This window comes from Christiangramia sp. (assembly GCF_029937855.1).
Lineage (GTDB): Bacteria > Bacteroidota > Bacteroidia > Flavobacteriales > Flavobacteriaceae > Christiangramia.
Map to the genome: position 1 here is coordinate 154920 of NZ_JAPYPC010000002.1, position 14958 is coordinate 169877.

The 14958-nt window shown below is 36.5% G+C and carries 12 protein-coding genes; 10 read left to right on the forward strand and 2 right to left on the reverse strand.

Features of this window, described 5'->3' with window-relative positions:
* Positions 1-35 precede the first annotated feature (35 nt).
* The 10 genes from Q1K34_RS01870 (at position 36) to Q1K34_RS01915 (ending at position 12805) form a co-directional block, all read left to right on the forward strand.
* Complete coding sequence (locus Q1K34_RS01870) at positions 36-1088, forward strand: glycosidase (protein WP_300433973.1); 1053 nt, start codon at positions 36-38, stop codon at positions 1086-1088.
* Positions 1081-2649 carry a cellulase family glycosylhydrolase gene (locus tag Q1K34_RS01875; protein WP_300433974.1) on the forward strand — a complete coding sequence of 523 codons (1569 nt, stop codon included), beginning with the start codon at positions 1081-1083 and terminating at the stop codon, positions 2647-2649. Before Q1K34_RS01870 ends, Q1K34_RS01875 begins: the two co-directional genes overlap by 8 nt.
* Entirely contained in the window at positions 2646-4280 is a 1635-nt protein-coding gene (locus Q1K34_RS01880) for a sodium:solute symporter (protein ID WP_300433975.1), read from the forward strand. Before Q1K34_RS01875 ends, Q1K34_RS01880 begins: the two co-directional genes overlap by 4 nt.
* 142 nt (positions 4281-4422) lie before the next feature.
* Entirely contained in the window at positions 4423-5736 is a 1314-nt protein-coding gene (locus Q1K34_RS01885) for a cellulase family glycosylhydrolase (RefSeq protein WP_300433976.1), read from the forward strand.
* Positions 5737-5904: 168 nt separating this feature from the next.
* The gene (locus Q1K34_RS01890) at positions 5905-6915 is read left to right on the forward strand and encodes a LacI family DNA-binding transcriptional regulator (RefSeq protein ID WP_300433977.1); all 1011 of its coding nucleotides are present in this window, start codon (positions 5905-5907) and stop codon (positions 6913-6915) included.
* Between the two features lie 64 nt (positions 6916-6979).
* Positions 6980-8461: a glycoside hydrolase family 30 beta sandwich domain-containing protein gene (locus tag Q1K34_RS01895; RefSeq protein ID WP_300433978.1), complete on the forward strand. Its 1482-nt coding sequence runs from the start codon at positions 6980-6982 to the stop codon at positions 8459-8461.
* A 7-nt stretch (positions 8462-8468) separates the two neighbouring features.
* Positions 8469-9629 (forward strand): esterase, encoded by a 1161-nt coding sequence (locus Q1K34_RS01900; protein WP_300433979.1) that lies wholly within the window; start codon positions 8469-8471, stop codon positions 9627-9629.
* A 16-nt stretch (positions 9630-9645) separates the two neighbouring features.
* The gene (locus Q1K34_RS01905; protein ID WP_300433980.1) at positions 9646-10473 is read left to right on the forward strand and encodes an alpha/beta hydrolase; all 828 of its coding nucleotides are present in this window, start codon (positions 9646-9648) and stop codon (positions 10471-10473) included.
* Entirely contained in the window at positions 10463-11776 is a 1314-nt protein-coding gene (locus Q1K34_RS01910) for a sugar MFS transporter (protein ID WP_300433981.1), read from the forward strand. Before Q1K34_RS01905 ends, Q1K34_RS01910 begins: the two co-directional genes overlap by 11 nt.
* A 45-nt stretch (positions 11777-11821) precedes the next feature.
* A complete protein-coding gene (locus tag Q1K34_RS01915) occupies positions 11822-12805 on the forward strand; it encodes a type I phosphomannose isomerase catalytic subunit (protein ID WP_300433982.1) in 984 nt (327 codons plus the stop codon).
* A gap of 201 nt (positions 12806-13006) precedes the next feature.
* Here the strand turns inward: Q1K34_RS01915 and Q1K34_RS01920 are convergent, their stop codons facing one another.
* Together Q1K34_RS01920 and Q1K34_RS01925 are read right to left on the reverse strand one after the other, a co-directional pair.
* Complete coding sequence (locus tag Q1K34_RS01920; RefSeq protein ID WP_300433983.1) at positions 13007-14104, reverse strand: hypothetical protein; 1098 nt, start codon at positions 14102-14104, stop codon at positions 13007-13009.
* 1 nt (position 14105) lies between these two features.
* On the reverse strand, positions 14106-14891 hold the full coding sequence (locus tag Q1K34_RS01925) for a sigma-70 family RNA polymerase sigma factor (RefSeq protein ID WP_300433984.1): 786 nt from the start codon (positions 14889-14891) through the stop codon (positions 14106-14108).
* Positions 14892-14958 lie beyond the last annotated feature (67 nt).

Below are 14958 nucleotides of genomic sequence, written 5' to 3' on the forward strand. Positions count from 1 at the left end.
AATCGATAAATAATTCCAGTAAAATAAAATTTAAAATGAACGAAATTCAAAAACCTACTTTAAATAACGTGTCATTGAAACTAAAAAAATCTAAGAGCAACCCTGTGTTGTCGCCGAATATGAATAATGATTGGGAGAGTCTTGTGACTTGCAATCCAGGGGTGTGGTACGAAGATGGTATTTTTTATATGCTATACCGTGCCGCCGGTAATGATGAAGAACATAGGATTTGTTTCGGATTGGCAACCAGTAATAACGGAAAAGATTTTAAAAGAGTTTCCGATAAACCAGTTTTAGAGCCTAGTATAGATGGTCCGGATATGGGTGCAATAGAAGATCCGAGGATTGTAAAATTTGGGGAAGAATATTATATCACATATGCTTATCGGCCTTATCCACCTGGGCAATATTGGAATTTTGGGCATGATGAAATAAGATTACCTGAAGTAGGCGAAGATGCACCTTTGGTATTAAAAAATAATATTGCAAATTCAGGATTAATATTAACCAAAGATTTTCATACTTATCGCAGACTGGGACGTGTTACCAGTCCCCAACTTGATGATAGAGATGTGATCTTGTTTCCGGAAAAAATCAATGGTAAATATGCAATGCTGCACCGCCCCAAAGAATGGGTGGGAACAGAATATGGGTGTGAACATCCTTCTATATGGATTAAATTTTCGAATGATCTTATGGTTTGGGATGAACCCAGTAAGTTATTACTGAGTGGTATAAAAGGTACCTGGGAAGAGAAGATTGGTGGAAGCACCCCACCTCTTAAAACAAAAGACGGATGGTTAATTATCTATCATGGTGTTGAAAATGGCGGTAAAGGGTTTTATAGAGTAGGAGCAGTACTGCTAGATCTTGAAGACCCAACAATTGTAACTCATAGACTTCCATATTTTATTATGGAACCGGAGTTTGATTATGAGCTCGAAGGATATTACAGAGGCTGTGTGTTTCCAACAGGCAACATGATTATTGATAAAACTTTGTACGTTTATTATGGTGCAGCAGATAAATATGTGGGACTTGCCACCTGTGATTTAGATGAACTCCTAAATGCTTTGAAAAATGCTTAAAAGAATTATTTATATATCCTTGATAAGTTCAAATGTTCTGTTATTTATAGGATGTGATAAAAAATCTTCTAATTCTTCTTCGGAAGTAATAGGGTTGCTTCCTAATAAGATAATATCACCATCTTCAGATTTTATTGGAGGAGGAGTGGAATGGTCGGCGTATCCCCACGCAGATGCAGAGGAAGCTGAGTGGGGTCTTTTAATGACAGAGGATAAATGGAATACTGTTTTTGAACGGCTGGATTTTATGCAACCTAAAATTGTTAGAGTGCTCGACCAGGCCAACTGGAGATACTTAAAAGGTATGGATAATGGAAATCCTGTTTTAGACTTTGAAAATCAGGAAATGCAGGCACTTTACAAATTGCTTGATTATTGTGAAAAGAATGATATACAGGTAATATTGGGGGAATGGGGACAACCTTATAAAGTTCATGACACAAATCTGAATATGCAGAACGCATTTAGCGGAGCAACAGATCCTAAATGGATTTCTATCATCGCCGATCACCTCGAACATCTTATTAAGGAAAAGGGCTATCAATGTATAAAATATTATAATTTGGTTAATGAACCTAATGGATACTGGTCATCAATTGATGGAAACTGGAAGGAATGGAAAGAAGCCGTTAAAATGTTAGATAGCGCTATTGCTTCCAGAGACTTGAACCAGGTAAAACTCATGGGTCCTGATAGTACCCCCTATAATAATGATAAGTCGATTTATAAAGGTGTCGAATGGGCAGAGCAAGCAGTTATGCAGTTAAATGATGTTTTAGGAGCTTATGATGTACATGACTATCCTACACAAGAAAAAGTTCGGTCAGGCGAGTTTCAAGAGATGTATTCAGAAATGATCGCTTTTGCCGACAGCGTTGCACATAAACCGTTTGTGTTAGGAGAGGTAGGTTTTGAAAAATATGTAGAACCCAATATTTCGCGATATAAAGCAGATCCTTATGCAAGTCCCGATAGTCAAATGAGGATTTATGATTATGATTATGGGGTGGATATGGCAGATGTCATGGCACAGGCTCTTAATGCCGGTTTTGATGGTGTGATTGCTTGGGGTTTGGATGATGCTATGCATACCAACGGTGATACTGGGGATAAAACTCAATTAAAGCGTTGGGGTATGTGGAATATTTTAGGAGAAGAATTAACTGGGGATAAATCAGATGAAGATATTCGCCCTTGGTTCTATACGTGGGCTTTGATGACCAGATATTTCAAAGGGGATATGGATATTATAGGAAGCAATGGTAAATTACCAGAATTAGTGAGATTTGTTGCTGGTAAATCTTCTAAAGGGGATATCACCTTTTCGGTAATAAACAATTCCGAAAAGGATATAGAATTGCCTGTAGATGTTAATTCCTTTAATGCAGACGGTAAAAGGTTTAATAAATATCTATACTCTGAAAGTAAACGTCCAGTCGATTCCTCTGGCTTTCCTATACCGGAAAAGGATAATATAATGCTTAAGGAGAACTTCAAACTCAAATTACCATCTAAAAGTGTTGTTTTGTATACCACATATAATTCCGAAGGAAAATCATGAGCCTAAGTACAATAGATTTTTTTGTCTTACTCGCCTATATAGTATTCATTATTTGGTGGGCATTAAAACATGGAAAAACGGCGAGCTCAGATGACTATTTTCTGGCGGGACGAAACCTAACCTGGCCAATGGTAGGTCTTTCTCTTTTCGCTGCAAGCGTCTCTAGCTCTACTTTAATGGGACATTCCGGAGAAGGTTTTATCAGTGGAATAGCAGTTTTTAATTACAATTGGATATCTGTGCTTGTCCTGGCATTTTTCGCTACCTTTTTTCTGCCTTTTTATATTAGATCAGGCATTTTTACTATGCCAGAATTTCTTGAAAGAAGGTTTGATGGAAGATCAAGGACTTATTTTTCTTTCATTACGATCATTGGAAATGTCTTTTTAGATGCTGCGGCCACTTTATATACCGGAGCTTTAATTATTAAAATGATATTTCCGGAAGCTGAAATTGTCTGGATAATTATTGGAATGGCTGCAGTTGCCGGAAGTTATACAATTATTGGTGGTCTTTCTTCTGCTATCAATGCAGATATGATACAGGCTGGTATTCTAATAATTGGTTCGTCGCTGTTATTCTTTTTTGCACTTAATAATATTGGAGGATGGAACACTTTTGTGGAAAGGTTTAGTGACGGATTCTGGCTTAGGCTGACACGTCCTCTTGATGACCCAACTGTACCTTGGCTTGGAATGTGGGTAGGAATTCCTATTCTAGGATTCTACTTTTGGGCAAATAATCAGGTTATGGTGCAAAGGGTGCTCTCTGCCAAATCTGTAGACCATGGAAGAAAAGGGGTTTTATTGGTCGGATTTTTATACTTATTAACCATATTTATTTTTATAATTCCAGGTTTGATTGCTAGAGGTATTAACCTTTTCGGGGTCGAAGATCTACCTCATAAGATCATCAGTGGAAGTGTGCTGAAACAGGATTATGGGATTAATACAGATCAGGTTTATCCTCGTCTAATTCTTGAACTTTTACCTATCGGTCTTATTGGCATTATTCTTTCAGCAATGATATCCGCCCTGACCTCTACATTAAGTGCTACATTGAGTTCGGTATCCACTCTCTTTACAATGGATTTTTACAGTAAGATTGATAAGAATGCAAGTAGTAAGAAAAAAGTTCGAGTGGGTCAGGTAACGGCTGTAATTACCCTAGTAATTGCTGTAATTTGGGCGCCATATATCCGGGAGTTTGACTCTCTGATTGCCTATTATCAGGAGATCGTATCATATCTGGCTCCTCCGATTGTAGGCACCTTTTTTCTAGGCTTATTCTGGAAAAGAGCAAATGGAACAGGTGCAATTACAGGCTTGTTTTCAGGTCTTATAGTGGCTGCGGCAATAATGATCTTGAAATATGTTTTAGATATTGAATTGGGACTTCATTTTTTACTTCTCGCTCCTGTTCTTTTAATTATAAGTTTAATGGTAACGGTAATTGTCAGCTTTGTAACCCAGCCGCCATCCACAGAAAAGGTCAGGGAAAATACCTGGACAGTACAAATCTGGAGGGATGAAACCAAGGAAATGAAAGGAGTGGTATGGTATAAAAATTATAGGGTTCAAGTGGTTGTTTTAATTCTAGCTTGTTTTGGAATGTATGCTGCTTTCTTCTAAAAAATGGCTGCATTAAGGCCTTCAAAGCAAAAATTTCTTAAAGAGATCAATGCCTTTTAGAATTAAGATATGAAGGAAAGATTTGATCCCCAATGGCTTTAACTATGTTTTTCTAATTCCAGATCAACCATATAATTGAAATATGAAAAAAGACTATATAATTTTAGTTATCTGCTTGCTAATGTTTTCAATAATCAATGCCCAAGATTTTGTAGAGGTTCAAGATGGCCAATTCGTTAGGAGTGGAAAAACCTATCATTATTTGGGAACAAATTTTTGGTATGGTATGAACTTGGGCGCAAATAATAAGGATAGGCTGATTCGAGAATTAAACCAATTAGAAAAACTTGGGGTGAAAAATTTAAGAATTATGGCATCTTCAGAGGGTGAACCAGATTCTCCCTGGCGAATGCATCCGACCCTACAGCCGGAACCGGGAGAATTTAATGAAAATTTGTTAGCTGGGTTGGATTTTCTACTTGATGAGATGAAAAAACGGGATATGCTCGCAGTTGTATGTCTAAATAATTTCTGGCCTTGGTCTGGCGGGTTCGCTCAATACGTTTCATGGGCGAACGGAAATGAGGAGATTCCATTTCCCCCACCTGCAGAAGGAGGAAACTGGCGGACTTATCAGGAATACTCTGCAAAATTTTATCAAAATGAAAAAGCTCAAAAATGGTTTAAAGATTTAATCCGCAAAATTGTAAATAGAAAGAATACTATAAATAGTTTAGAATACAGAAATGATCCAACCATTATGGCTTGGCAACTGGCCAATGAACCGGAAGGAATAGATAAACCGGAGTTATATAGGAAATGGATCTTTGAAACCGCCGATTTCATAAAAGAATTAGACAGTAATCATTTAGTATCAATAGGTAGCGAAGGAAACACCCCCTCACCAAAAAATGGAACAGACTTTTTTAATGACCACAATTACTCTTCTATAGATTACTGTACGTTTCATCTATGGGTACAAAACTGGGGGTGGTACAATCCAAAGGAACCTGAAGAAACATATAGTGATGCTATCCTTAAGGCTTCTCAATATATTAATGAACATCTGAAAGTCGCAAAGGAATTAAATAAACCGATAGTTCTGGAGGAATTCGGAATATCAAGGGATGATAATAGTTATAAGGTAGCTTCAGAAGTAATGTATAGAGATAATTACTTCAGATTTATTTTTCAATCAATTTTAAATTATGCTCAGAATTTGAAGCAAATGTCTGGAGTAAATTTTTGGGCTTGGGGAGGCGAGGGAAGACCCAGAGTTCCAAAGGCTATTTGGAAAACAGGAGATGATTTTATAGGAGATCCTCCACATGAATATCAAGGGTGGTATTCTGTTTATAATAAAGATATTTCCACTCTCATCATATTAAAAAATTTCTCGGAAAAATTTACATCTCTCAATACTGAATTAACGGAAAGTTTAAATCAAGAATTATAAAAATAAAGATTTAATTATTGTAGCTCTATATGGAATCGATTCGAAACTTATCTCTATGAAAATTTAAAAAAGTTATGATTCGGTAAAGCTAAACTCATAGAGTTTATTATTTGTTCTAAATACTTGAAGAGAGGTTAGAAATTAATCATCTAATAAAATTGCTTATAAATGTCGGGAAAAGTGACAATGAAGGAATTATCAAAATCACTTAATTTATCTATTAGTACTATTTCAAAGGCTCTGAATAACAGCCCGGAAATCAGTAAGACAACGGTAAATAAAGTTAAAGAATTTGCAATGTTAAATAACTATGTTCCCAATATGGCAGCGCGAAACTTAAAAGCAGGAAAATGCAATACAATTGGGGTAATTCTTCCAACTATTTCAACTCCATTCTTTTCCAGTGTTTTTGAAGGAATTGAATCTTTAGCAGTTAAAAATAATTATAGGATAGTTTTTTGTTTGTCAAATGAATCACTGGAAAAGGAAAAAGCCTGCATTCAAAAACTTGTTGAAACACAGGTTGATGGACTTATTATTTCACCTTCTCGTGAAACAAAAAGAACAAAAGCCGTTGGACATTTGTCGAAATTAAAAGCTTATAGAATTCCTGTTGTAACATTTGATAGAGGGTTTTCGGAAATTGATTGTGATACTATAACTACTGATGAGGAGTTGAAAACAGAATTGGCAATTTACAATTTGGAAAAGGCAGGTTGTGAAAACATCATTTTTCTGGCTGATTCATCAGATGTGGGCATTTATGAATCCAGAAAAAAAGGGTACCGAAACGCCATGCAGTCTTTAGGTTTAACTCCTGTTATTATTGAGTACCGAGAAAAATTTCCAAAAAGACATCTAAAAGAGCGCCTTTTGTCAAAATCTATGGACGGGATACTTGCCTGTACAGAACAATTAGCGATTGAGGTAATGAGCTTTATCTTAAAAAACGGATTTTCCATACCCAACGATGTATCCGTTTTAGGCTTTAATGATAGTTACCTTGGCAAATCCTTTTGGCCACCGCTAAGTTCTATCGACCTTAAACCAAAGGAACAGGGGCGACTAGCTCTAGAAACTTTAATTGATAGAATTAAAGGCTTGCTTCCAGTAGGAAATATTAACCATCAATTGCATTCTGAAATCATACAACGACAATCTACGCGGACATTCGTTTAAAAGGTTTAAGGATAAAAAATAAACCGGATCCAATAAGCAAGAATCACCCTTAAGATACCGAAAAATGAAAATAAGAATTTTACTAACCCTATGTTTCCTTAGTGCATTCTCACATACTGCGCAGGAGAATAGAGAAATAGAATGCTGGATAACCAGTCAGGATCGCACTAGACTTTTTCAAAAAGGAAATAAAACTGCTTCTTTTTCTAAGGAAAATAATCCCCGATATCCCGCCATTATTATTGATCCGAATCAAACCATGCAGGCTATTGATGGTTTCGGATTTGCCGTTACTGGTGGAAGTGCGGAGCTTCTGATGAAAATGGAAGCTAAAAAGCGAAGGGAAATTCTGCAAAATGTTTATGGCACCAATCCTGAGGACATAGGTGTAAGTTATGTGAGGTTGAGTATAGGATCTTCTGATCTAAATAGTTTCACTTTTTCTTACAATGATTTAGAACAAGGAGAAACAGACTATAAATTGGAAAAATTTTCACTTGGCCAGGACCTGCAGGATGTAGTGCCGGTTATGAGGGAAATTTTAGAAATTAATCCTGAAATCAAAGTAATGGGGTCCCCATGGTCTGCTCCTTTATGGATGAAAACTAATGATAATATTCGTGGAGGGAAATTAAAAGAAGATTGTTATGAAGTATATGCAGATTACTTTGTGAAATATATTCTTGAAATGAAAGAACAAGGGATTCCTATAGATGCAATCACCATTCAAAACGAACCAATGAATTCTCGCAATACTCCAAGTATGTCTTGGTTCTGGTTTGAACAGGCAGATTTTATAAAAAAACATTTAGGACCTAAATTCAAGGAAAATAAACTTAGTACTAAAATTGTGATTTTCGATCATAACACAGATAGACCGGATTATCCCTTGAGTATTCTACAGGATACTACAGCTAGTAAATTTATTGATGGTTCGGCCTTCCATAATTATCGAGGTAATATGGAAACCATGTCAATAATTCACCGTGCTCGTCCTGACAAACACATTTATTTTACCGAACAAATGGTTACCGAAAACCCTCAAAGTGATTCGATCGATATTACAGAACCTGTAAACCGATTGGTGATACAAGGAATTAATAACTGGAGTCGAAATATCATTTTATGGAATCTGGCCGCAGATCCAGAAAATGATCCACACACCGATAACGGTGGTTGTTCAATGTGCCAGGGAGCTCTAACAATTGATGGCAATAAGGTTTCTCGAAATTTGGCATTTTATACTATTGCCCATGCCTCAAAATTGGTAAGACCAGGATCACGCAGAATTTATTCTACTCAGGGGGATGACCCGATTGTATACATTTACCAGGACGAACAGCGACCTATGGTAAATAGGGTATGGTCCAGTAGTCAAAATAACCTTTTGCCCAATGTGGCCTTTAAAACGCCTGATGATAAGATCGTCCTAGTTGTAGCCAATACCAGTTCAGGCAAAAATTCTTTTAAGATTCAGTACGGTGGAGAGTATGCAGTTTTAAGTCTCGATCCAGGCTCGGTAGGAACATTTACCTGGAAAATTTAAAATAATAATGAAGAATAACAAAATATATTTAATCGTATTCCTCCTGATCATTTTAGGGAGTTCATACAATTATGGTCAGGGAAACCCATTTAGTACTAAGGGTTGGTGGGGCCCGGCGGCACCAAAATTTTCTCCTGTAGTTAGCGGTGACAATAGCATTACCTTCAGATTGAAAGAACCAGAGGCAACTTCAGTTGAACTTCATTTTGGAGAATGGGATGTACAAAAAAAGGTAATGTTAAAAGATAAAGATGGCAACTGGACTGTTACCTTGGATAGTGTGCCACCGGGAATTTACCAATATAATTTTTTTGTAAATGGTCACTTCAGAAAACTGGATCCGGAAAACCCCAATATTAAGGTTGGTACTAAAGTGTATGGTAGTATTGTGGAGGTTCCGGGCGACCCTGCGAGGTTTGATGAACTTCAGGATGTTCCCCATGGGGATGTGCATATTATAAATTATAGGTCTAAAACATTAGGCCGCATTCGAAAAATGTTTGTCTATGTGCCAAAAATATATCTGGCTTCACCAGAGAAAAAATTTCCAGTACTGTACTTACGCCATGGAGGAGGGGATAATGAAGGTAGTTGGGTAAATGACGGGCATGCGAATATTATTCTTGATAATTTGATCAATGAAGGGAAAGCAAAGCCGATGCTCATTGTTATGTCTAACGGTTTAATTGACGGATCTTGGGCCAGTGGAAGTACAGTTGAAGGAATGGAATATTTAGAAGAGGAGTTATTTAAAGATATTATTCCAGTGATTGAAAAGCGTTACCATGTTAGTAAAAATAAAGATGATAGGGCAATTGCAGGCCTTTCAATGGGCGGTGGCCAAGCTGTAGTAATAGGTATGAGAAACCCTGATAAGTTTTCGTACGTTGGAGATTTTAGTGCAGGCATTTTAAGTGATCCGGAAATAAATATGGGAACATATATCCCAGGGGTTTTTAATAAATCTGAACTTTTAAATAAATCTTTAGAATTACTCTGGATAGCCTGTGGCAGTAAAGATCCTAGGTTTGAGGGGCATAAACAATTTGTAACCCAATTAGAGAATAACGGAATTGATGCTGAATTTTATGTGGCATCATACGGCCACGAATGGCAATTTTGGAGAGAGCAGTTAAGAAGTTTTACTGAAAGGCTATTCAAAAATTAAAGATTTAAATACGAAAATGCATAGATTATCTTGGATCTGCATAATTCTATTTTCATGGATTTTTACGGCCAATAGTCAGGTAAATAAAGAGAAGCAGGCAGTTTTTGATATAAACTATTACCCTGACTCGTTACAGACCTCTCAGGATATTATCGCAAAATGTACACTTGATGTTTATTACTCCGAATTATCCAAAGACAATGTAACAATCATTTACATCCATGGGGGCTGGTTAAAAGGAGGAGATAAAATTGAATTACCTAAAGAATTATTGGATACCGGGCTAAATATTGTAAGTGTTAATTATAGACTTTCTCCTAAAGTTAAGGCCCCACTTTATATAGAAGATGTTGCCGCCGCTATTGCATGGACATTTAAAAACGTAAAAGATTATGGAGGTGATGAGGAGAAAATATTCTTAATGGGTTATTCAGCTGGCGGTTATCTGGCTAGTTTAGTTGGTTTGGATAAAAAATGGTTAAGTAATTACGGAATAAACACAAATCAATTGGCAGGTTTGTTCATTCTAAGTGGTCAGATGGTAACTCATTCAACTATAATTGAAGAAATGGGATATCCGGATAATAAAATACTTATTGATGAATATGCACCACTTAATCATATTACTAATAATGCACCTCCATTAATATTATTTACCGGTGATAGAATTATGGACATACCAGGTAGATATGAAGAAAATTTATTTCTAAAAAACATGATGGAGGTCTCCGGACATAATTATACCAAGTTATTTGAATTGCAGGGATATGGGCATTCTAACGTTGTTCCTGCAATACCATTAATCATGAATGAAGTCCAATCAATAATTAATCATGAAAAATAATCGGAGGTATAAATCATCATTTGCATTAATAACAATACTCTTTTTTCTTTGGGGTTTCATAACTGTTCTAGTTGATTCATTAATTCCTCGGTTAAAAGAAATTTTTACTTTATCTTATTTCCAGGCTGGGCTGGTTCAGTTTGCATTTTTTGGGGCCTATATGATACTATCAATACCAGCTGGGTACCTTCTTTCTAAAATAGGTTACAAAAGAGGAATTATAGTTGGTCTCGTAACAATGGCATTAGGATGTTTGCTTTTTTATCCAGCATCATCTCTTCGTGCTTTTGGTCTATTTATGCTTGCATATTTCACATTGGCAGCGGGAATAACCTTTTTACAAGTTGCGGCTAATCCATACGTTACTGTGCTGGGTCCTGAGAAACATGCTTCCAGTCGCTTAAACCTTTCTCAGGCGTTCAACTCTTTAGGGACGGCGGTAGCACCGGCAATAGGAGCACTTTTTATTTTAAAAGACAAGGTATTGACAATTTCTGATATTGAAAGGCTCAGTAAAAGTGCAAGGCATGATTATTATATTGACGAAGCAGCTACTGTGCAGATTCCATTTTTGGGAATCGCTGCGTTTATAGGAGTGATAGCTTTACTTTTTTGCTTTGTCAACCTTCCAAAGATTGGAGATACGGCCTCTTCAAATAATTACCGGGGTGTATTGCGAAATAAAAATTTGATATTGGGGGCCTTTGGAATTTTCTTTTATGTGGGTGCAGAGGTTTCCTTAGGAAGTTATATGGTGAATTATTTTCTTAGTTTAAATATTCAGGAAATAACTCTTAGTACTCCGTTCATGGTTTGGATAGCCGAAGGAATTTTGAATACGGGGGCCACTTCCTCGAGTGATATGGCTTTAGTGGGGGTTTTCGTAACATTCTACTGGACGGGAGCCATGGTAGGACGTTTTATAGGATCTTATTTAACAAAAATAATTAATCCTGCAAAGGTATTAATAGCTTTTGCTACGTGCGCAATAATCATGATTTTGCTTTCTTCCTTAATGTCAGGTCTATTAGCGATGTGGGCAATCATTTTCGTAGGTTTTTTCAATTCTATTATGTTTCCAACTATTTTCAGTTTGGCACTCGATGGACTAGGAAATGATAAACCCCAGGGGTCTGGAATCCTTTGTACTATGATAATGGGAGGAGCCGTTATCCCTCCGGCATTTGGGTTCTTAACCGATTCTTTCGGATTTGGTATGGCTTTTTTACTTGTAATTCTCTGTTATGCCTATATCATTTTCTACGGAACCAGAAATAAATCAAATAATGTTTCAATTATCTAATATCGGAATCAGTTAATTTTAAAAATAGTAGAAAAAATATTAATTATGACATCTGAAAAATTTATTCCGTATGGAATTAGGTTTAAGCCCATCATCAAAGATAAAATCTGGGGAGGCTCCAAATTAAGGAATCTCCTTGGGAAGTCGGCTTCTGATAAGGCTGGTGAAAGCTGGGAGATCTCAACTGTAGAAGGTAATATCTCTGAAGTAAAAAATGGTGTATATGCGGGTTTGAATTTGGATGAACTGCTTGAGCATTTTCCCGACGAGATTTTGGGAAAGTATGTAGTTGACAGATTTGGTGGAAAATTTCCTTTGCTGATCAAGTATATAGATGCTTCCAGGAACTTATCTGTTCAGGTGCATCCAGGGGATGAAATGGCCAAGAAAAAGCATGATTCCTTCGGAAAAACAGAAATGTGGTATGTGATGCAGGCTGACGAAGGAGCAATGATAAACGTTGGCTGGAAAAATAGAATCAGTTCAGAAGAATACAGTGAAAGTTTAAAAAAAGGGACAATAACCGATCATCTTAATTTCATTAAGGTTCAAGAGGGAGATACTTTTTTTATTAAGGCCGGGAAAGTGCATGCGATTGGAGAAGGTGTTATGTTAGCTGAAATCCAGCAGACTTCAGATATCACTTATAGGGTTTATGATTGGGACAGGATAGACGAAAATGGAAAATCCCGAGAATTACATACTGAGTTGGCGGCGGAAGCAATGAATTATAATGTTGTTGATGACCATACTGTCAATTATTCAATTAATAATAATAGTACTTCGAATCTTGTTGATTGCAGATTTTTTACAACTAACCTTATTAAGGTTAATGGGGAAATTAAAAGGGATTACTCCTATCTAAAGTCATTTGTAGTATTAATGTCTGTTGAGGGAGAGGTTGAGATTGGAATAAATGGCAAGAATGATCATCTCAAGCAAGGAGAATCAATACTAATTCCCGCCATCTGTGATTTCGCCCATATGACAAGTGAACATTCAAAATTACTTGAAGTTTATATTTCATAGATATGTTAAAATTTAGATTATCTCAAATAAAATGAATGTCCAATTTTGAGGTAAAATTTGTTCTATCTTGATTGTGTATTTAAAATGTGAGGCAATCTAATTATTGTTATAAGCAAGCCCACGCGTTGTATATGCTCTACGCATTTAGTGAGTGTCTTAGACCTCACCTTGCGGGTGTACAGGCACCCTCGCAACTAAAACTTAATCTATAATAAGTTCTACCCCGGCCTTTTCGGCCTTGTATTTTATTTTGGTCATTAGTTCAAAGTAACTCCAGTTCCTCACCACAAATTCTTCCTCCTTGGCTATTTCTGATTTTTCTTTTTGATTCAATAACAGAAGAGTTCCTGCCTGATGTTTAACGCAGAAATCTATGAGTTTCCTGCTATAGACATGGAGGCGATTATGTACATAATTTCTCTCGGTATCACGAAACGTGGTCAGAGCTTTTGTTTTTCTTTTACGGCCTTTTCCAGATCTGGCATACGTAACTCCGTGTTTTGCTCTTTTTATAGCAGCCTGTATGGCAAGTCGTCTGTATAAAAATTCCTCTCGTGTACCAATGGTATGCTTCTTCCTACCAATTTTTACTATAATTGGATATTCAAGGGACAGCGTAGCCTCGGCGATCACTTCAGGTTTGAGTTCATGTTTCTCCTTTTCTATCTCAAATACAGGAAGCCAGAAGATCTTACCATCCTTTAGTTTTATATGAGAGGTGCAGAGTTTGAGTTCTCCATTCATAACCCTTTCCAGTAAAACTCGCTTATCAGAAAAGTCTCTTCCCAAATAGGTCTTTAAGGGTATTTTGAATAACCGAAAACAGAAAGCTCTATTCTCTTCATTATAGGTTATTTTACTCATGCCTTCTGTATCGAATGGAAAAGCCATATCCCTCCTGAAATTTTTTAAAGAACGCTCACCCTTCCAGTATTCGAGTTTTTCTTTATTAAAAGAGCTATATAAGCTACTTTTTAGATTAGTTAAAATATTAGTAGGGATTTCACCTTTAAACCGGTTGGATACCACCCGATAAGTGGTATGGATTCGCGAACCATTTAAAATGCCGAGGTCGTCCTTTTTTTCATCTGCAAGTTTATACTTAACCTCTTCTGATAAATAGAGAAAGTCTTTGATCATTTCCTGAACGTACAGGTGAGTGACCATAAGATTGGCAGCCCGATAAGCCCTGTTTTGCCACTGGTAGAGTGTATTCATCGCTTCTTTTCGCTCTTCTTTAGTGGGTAGGTCTACCAGCAGCTGGATTTTCCGCGTCAATTTCATCGTCTTATTTGCCATATCAAGCCATTTGTAATTGATCATTGTGTTTCTCCTGCATTAGCTTATAAGCCGCTGTAAATACAGCATGTACTTGCTTTTGAGATAGATTAAGTTCAGTGGCAATAACTTCAAAGGAATATTTCTTCACACATCGCAGCTCCAATACTTTTTGTTGTTCAGTTGAAATTTCATCCTGAACTTTTCCTTTCACAATAGGTTGCGGCTTAGATTCTGGTTTACTATCATGGTTGAGAATATTTTTAAGATCCTGAATGGCTTGCTTTACCTCATTACTGGCTTCGGTTATACTTATTCCCATGACCCTGGCAATCACCTTATACCGAAACCCATATTTCAAACAGAGTTCAATAAGTCTTTTTCGTTCTGGAATTAGTAAGGGTAATACTTTTTGTACGAGTTCAAAATCTTCCTGTTGAGATTCATGGTCCTTCTGGTTCTTGATATCTTCTTTGGGATCATACCCTGCAAGATAATCCTGATAGTTCTCATAGCTTTCTAAAGAATTTATTTTCTGGAAGAACTTACGCTTGGGGCTAGTATAATAGGTATAACATTTTCTTTTCATCACCATTCTCAAAAAGAAGAAAAGATGTTTCTCTGATTCGATCTTATCCCGGTTCGCCCATAATTTTAAAAAAGTATCCTGGACTAAACATTCTATAATGAAATCATCATTGATAATTCCTTTACCCAACCAGTAAACCATTCGGCTGTATCGGTTATGTATAAATTTTAAAGCAGCAGGATGACCCTGTGATAATAATTCATAATAATCATGTGACATAAGAATTTTCTTTTCTTGAGTTATTTAATCAGAGCGATTTATTCCTAAATGAGGTGCCTATTTTTAA

Bases quoted from the DNA above. Each gene is read 5' to 3' on its own strand.
- Q1K34_RS01905 (WP_300433980.1), top strand. From the start codon at position 9,646: ATGCATAGATTATCTTGGATCTGCATAATTCTATTTTCATGGATTTTT.
- Q1K34_RS01880 (WP_300433975.1), top strand. From the start codon at position 2,646: ATGAGCCTAAGTACAATAGATTTTTTTGTCTTACTCGCCTATATAGTA.
- Q1K34_RS01895 (WP_300433978.1), top strand. From the start codon at position 6,980: ATGAAAATAAGAATTTTACTAACCCTATGTTTCCTTAGTGCATTCTCA.
- Q1K34_RS01915 (WP_300433982.1), top strand. From the start codon at position 11,822: ATGACATCTGAAAAATTTATTCCGTATGGAATTAGGTTTAAGCCCATC.
- Q1K34_RS01910 (WP_300433981.1), top strand. From the start codon at position 10,463: ATGAAAAATAATCGGAGGTATAAATCATCATTTGCATTAATAACAATA.
- Q1K34_RS01875 (WP_300433974.1), top strand. From the start codon at position 1,081: ATGCTTAAAAGAATTATTTATATATCCTTGATAAGTTCAAATGTTCTG.
- Q1K34_RS01870 (WP_300433973.1), top strand. From the start codon at position 36: ATGAACGAAATTCAAAAACCTACTTTAAATAACGTGTCATTGAAACTA.
- Q1K34_RS01885 (WP_300433976.1), top strand. From the start codon at position 4,423: ATGAAAAAAGACTATATAATTTTAGTTATCTGCTTGCTAATGTTTTCA.
- Q1K34_RS01925 (WP_300433984.1), bottom strand. From the start codon at position 14,891: ATGTCACATGATTATTATGAATTATTATCACAGGGTCATCCTGCTGCT.
- Q1K34_RS01900 (WP_300433979.1), top strand. From the start codon at position 8,469: ATGAAGAATAACAAAATATATTTAATCGTATTCCTCCTGATCATTTTA.
- Q1K34_RS01920 (WP_300433983.1), bottom strand. From the start codon at position 14,104: ATGGCAAATAAGACGATGAAATTGACGCGGAAAATCCAGCTGCTGGTA.
- Q1K34_RS01890 (WP_300433977.1), top strand. From the start codon at position 5,905: ATGTCGGGAAAAGTGACAATGAAGGAATTATCAAAATCACTTAATTTA.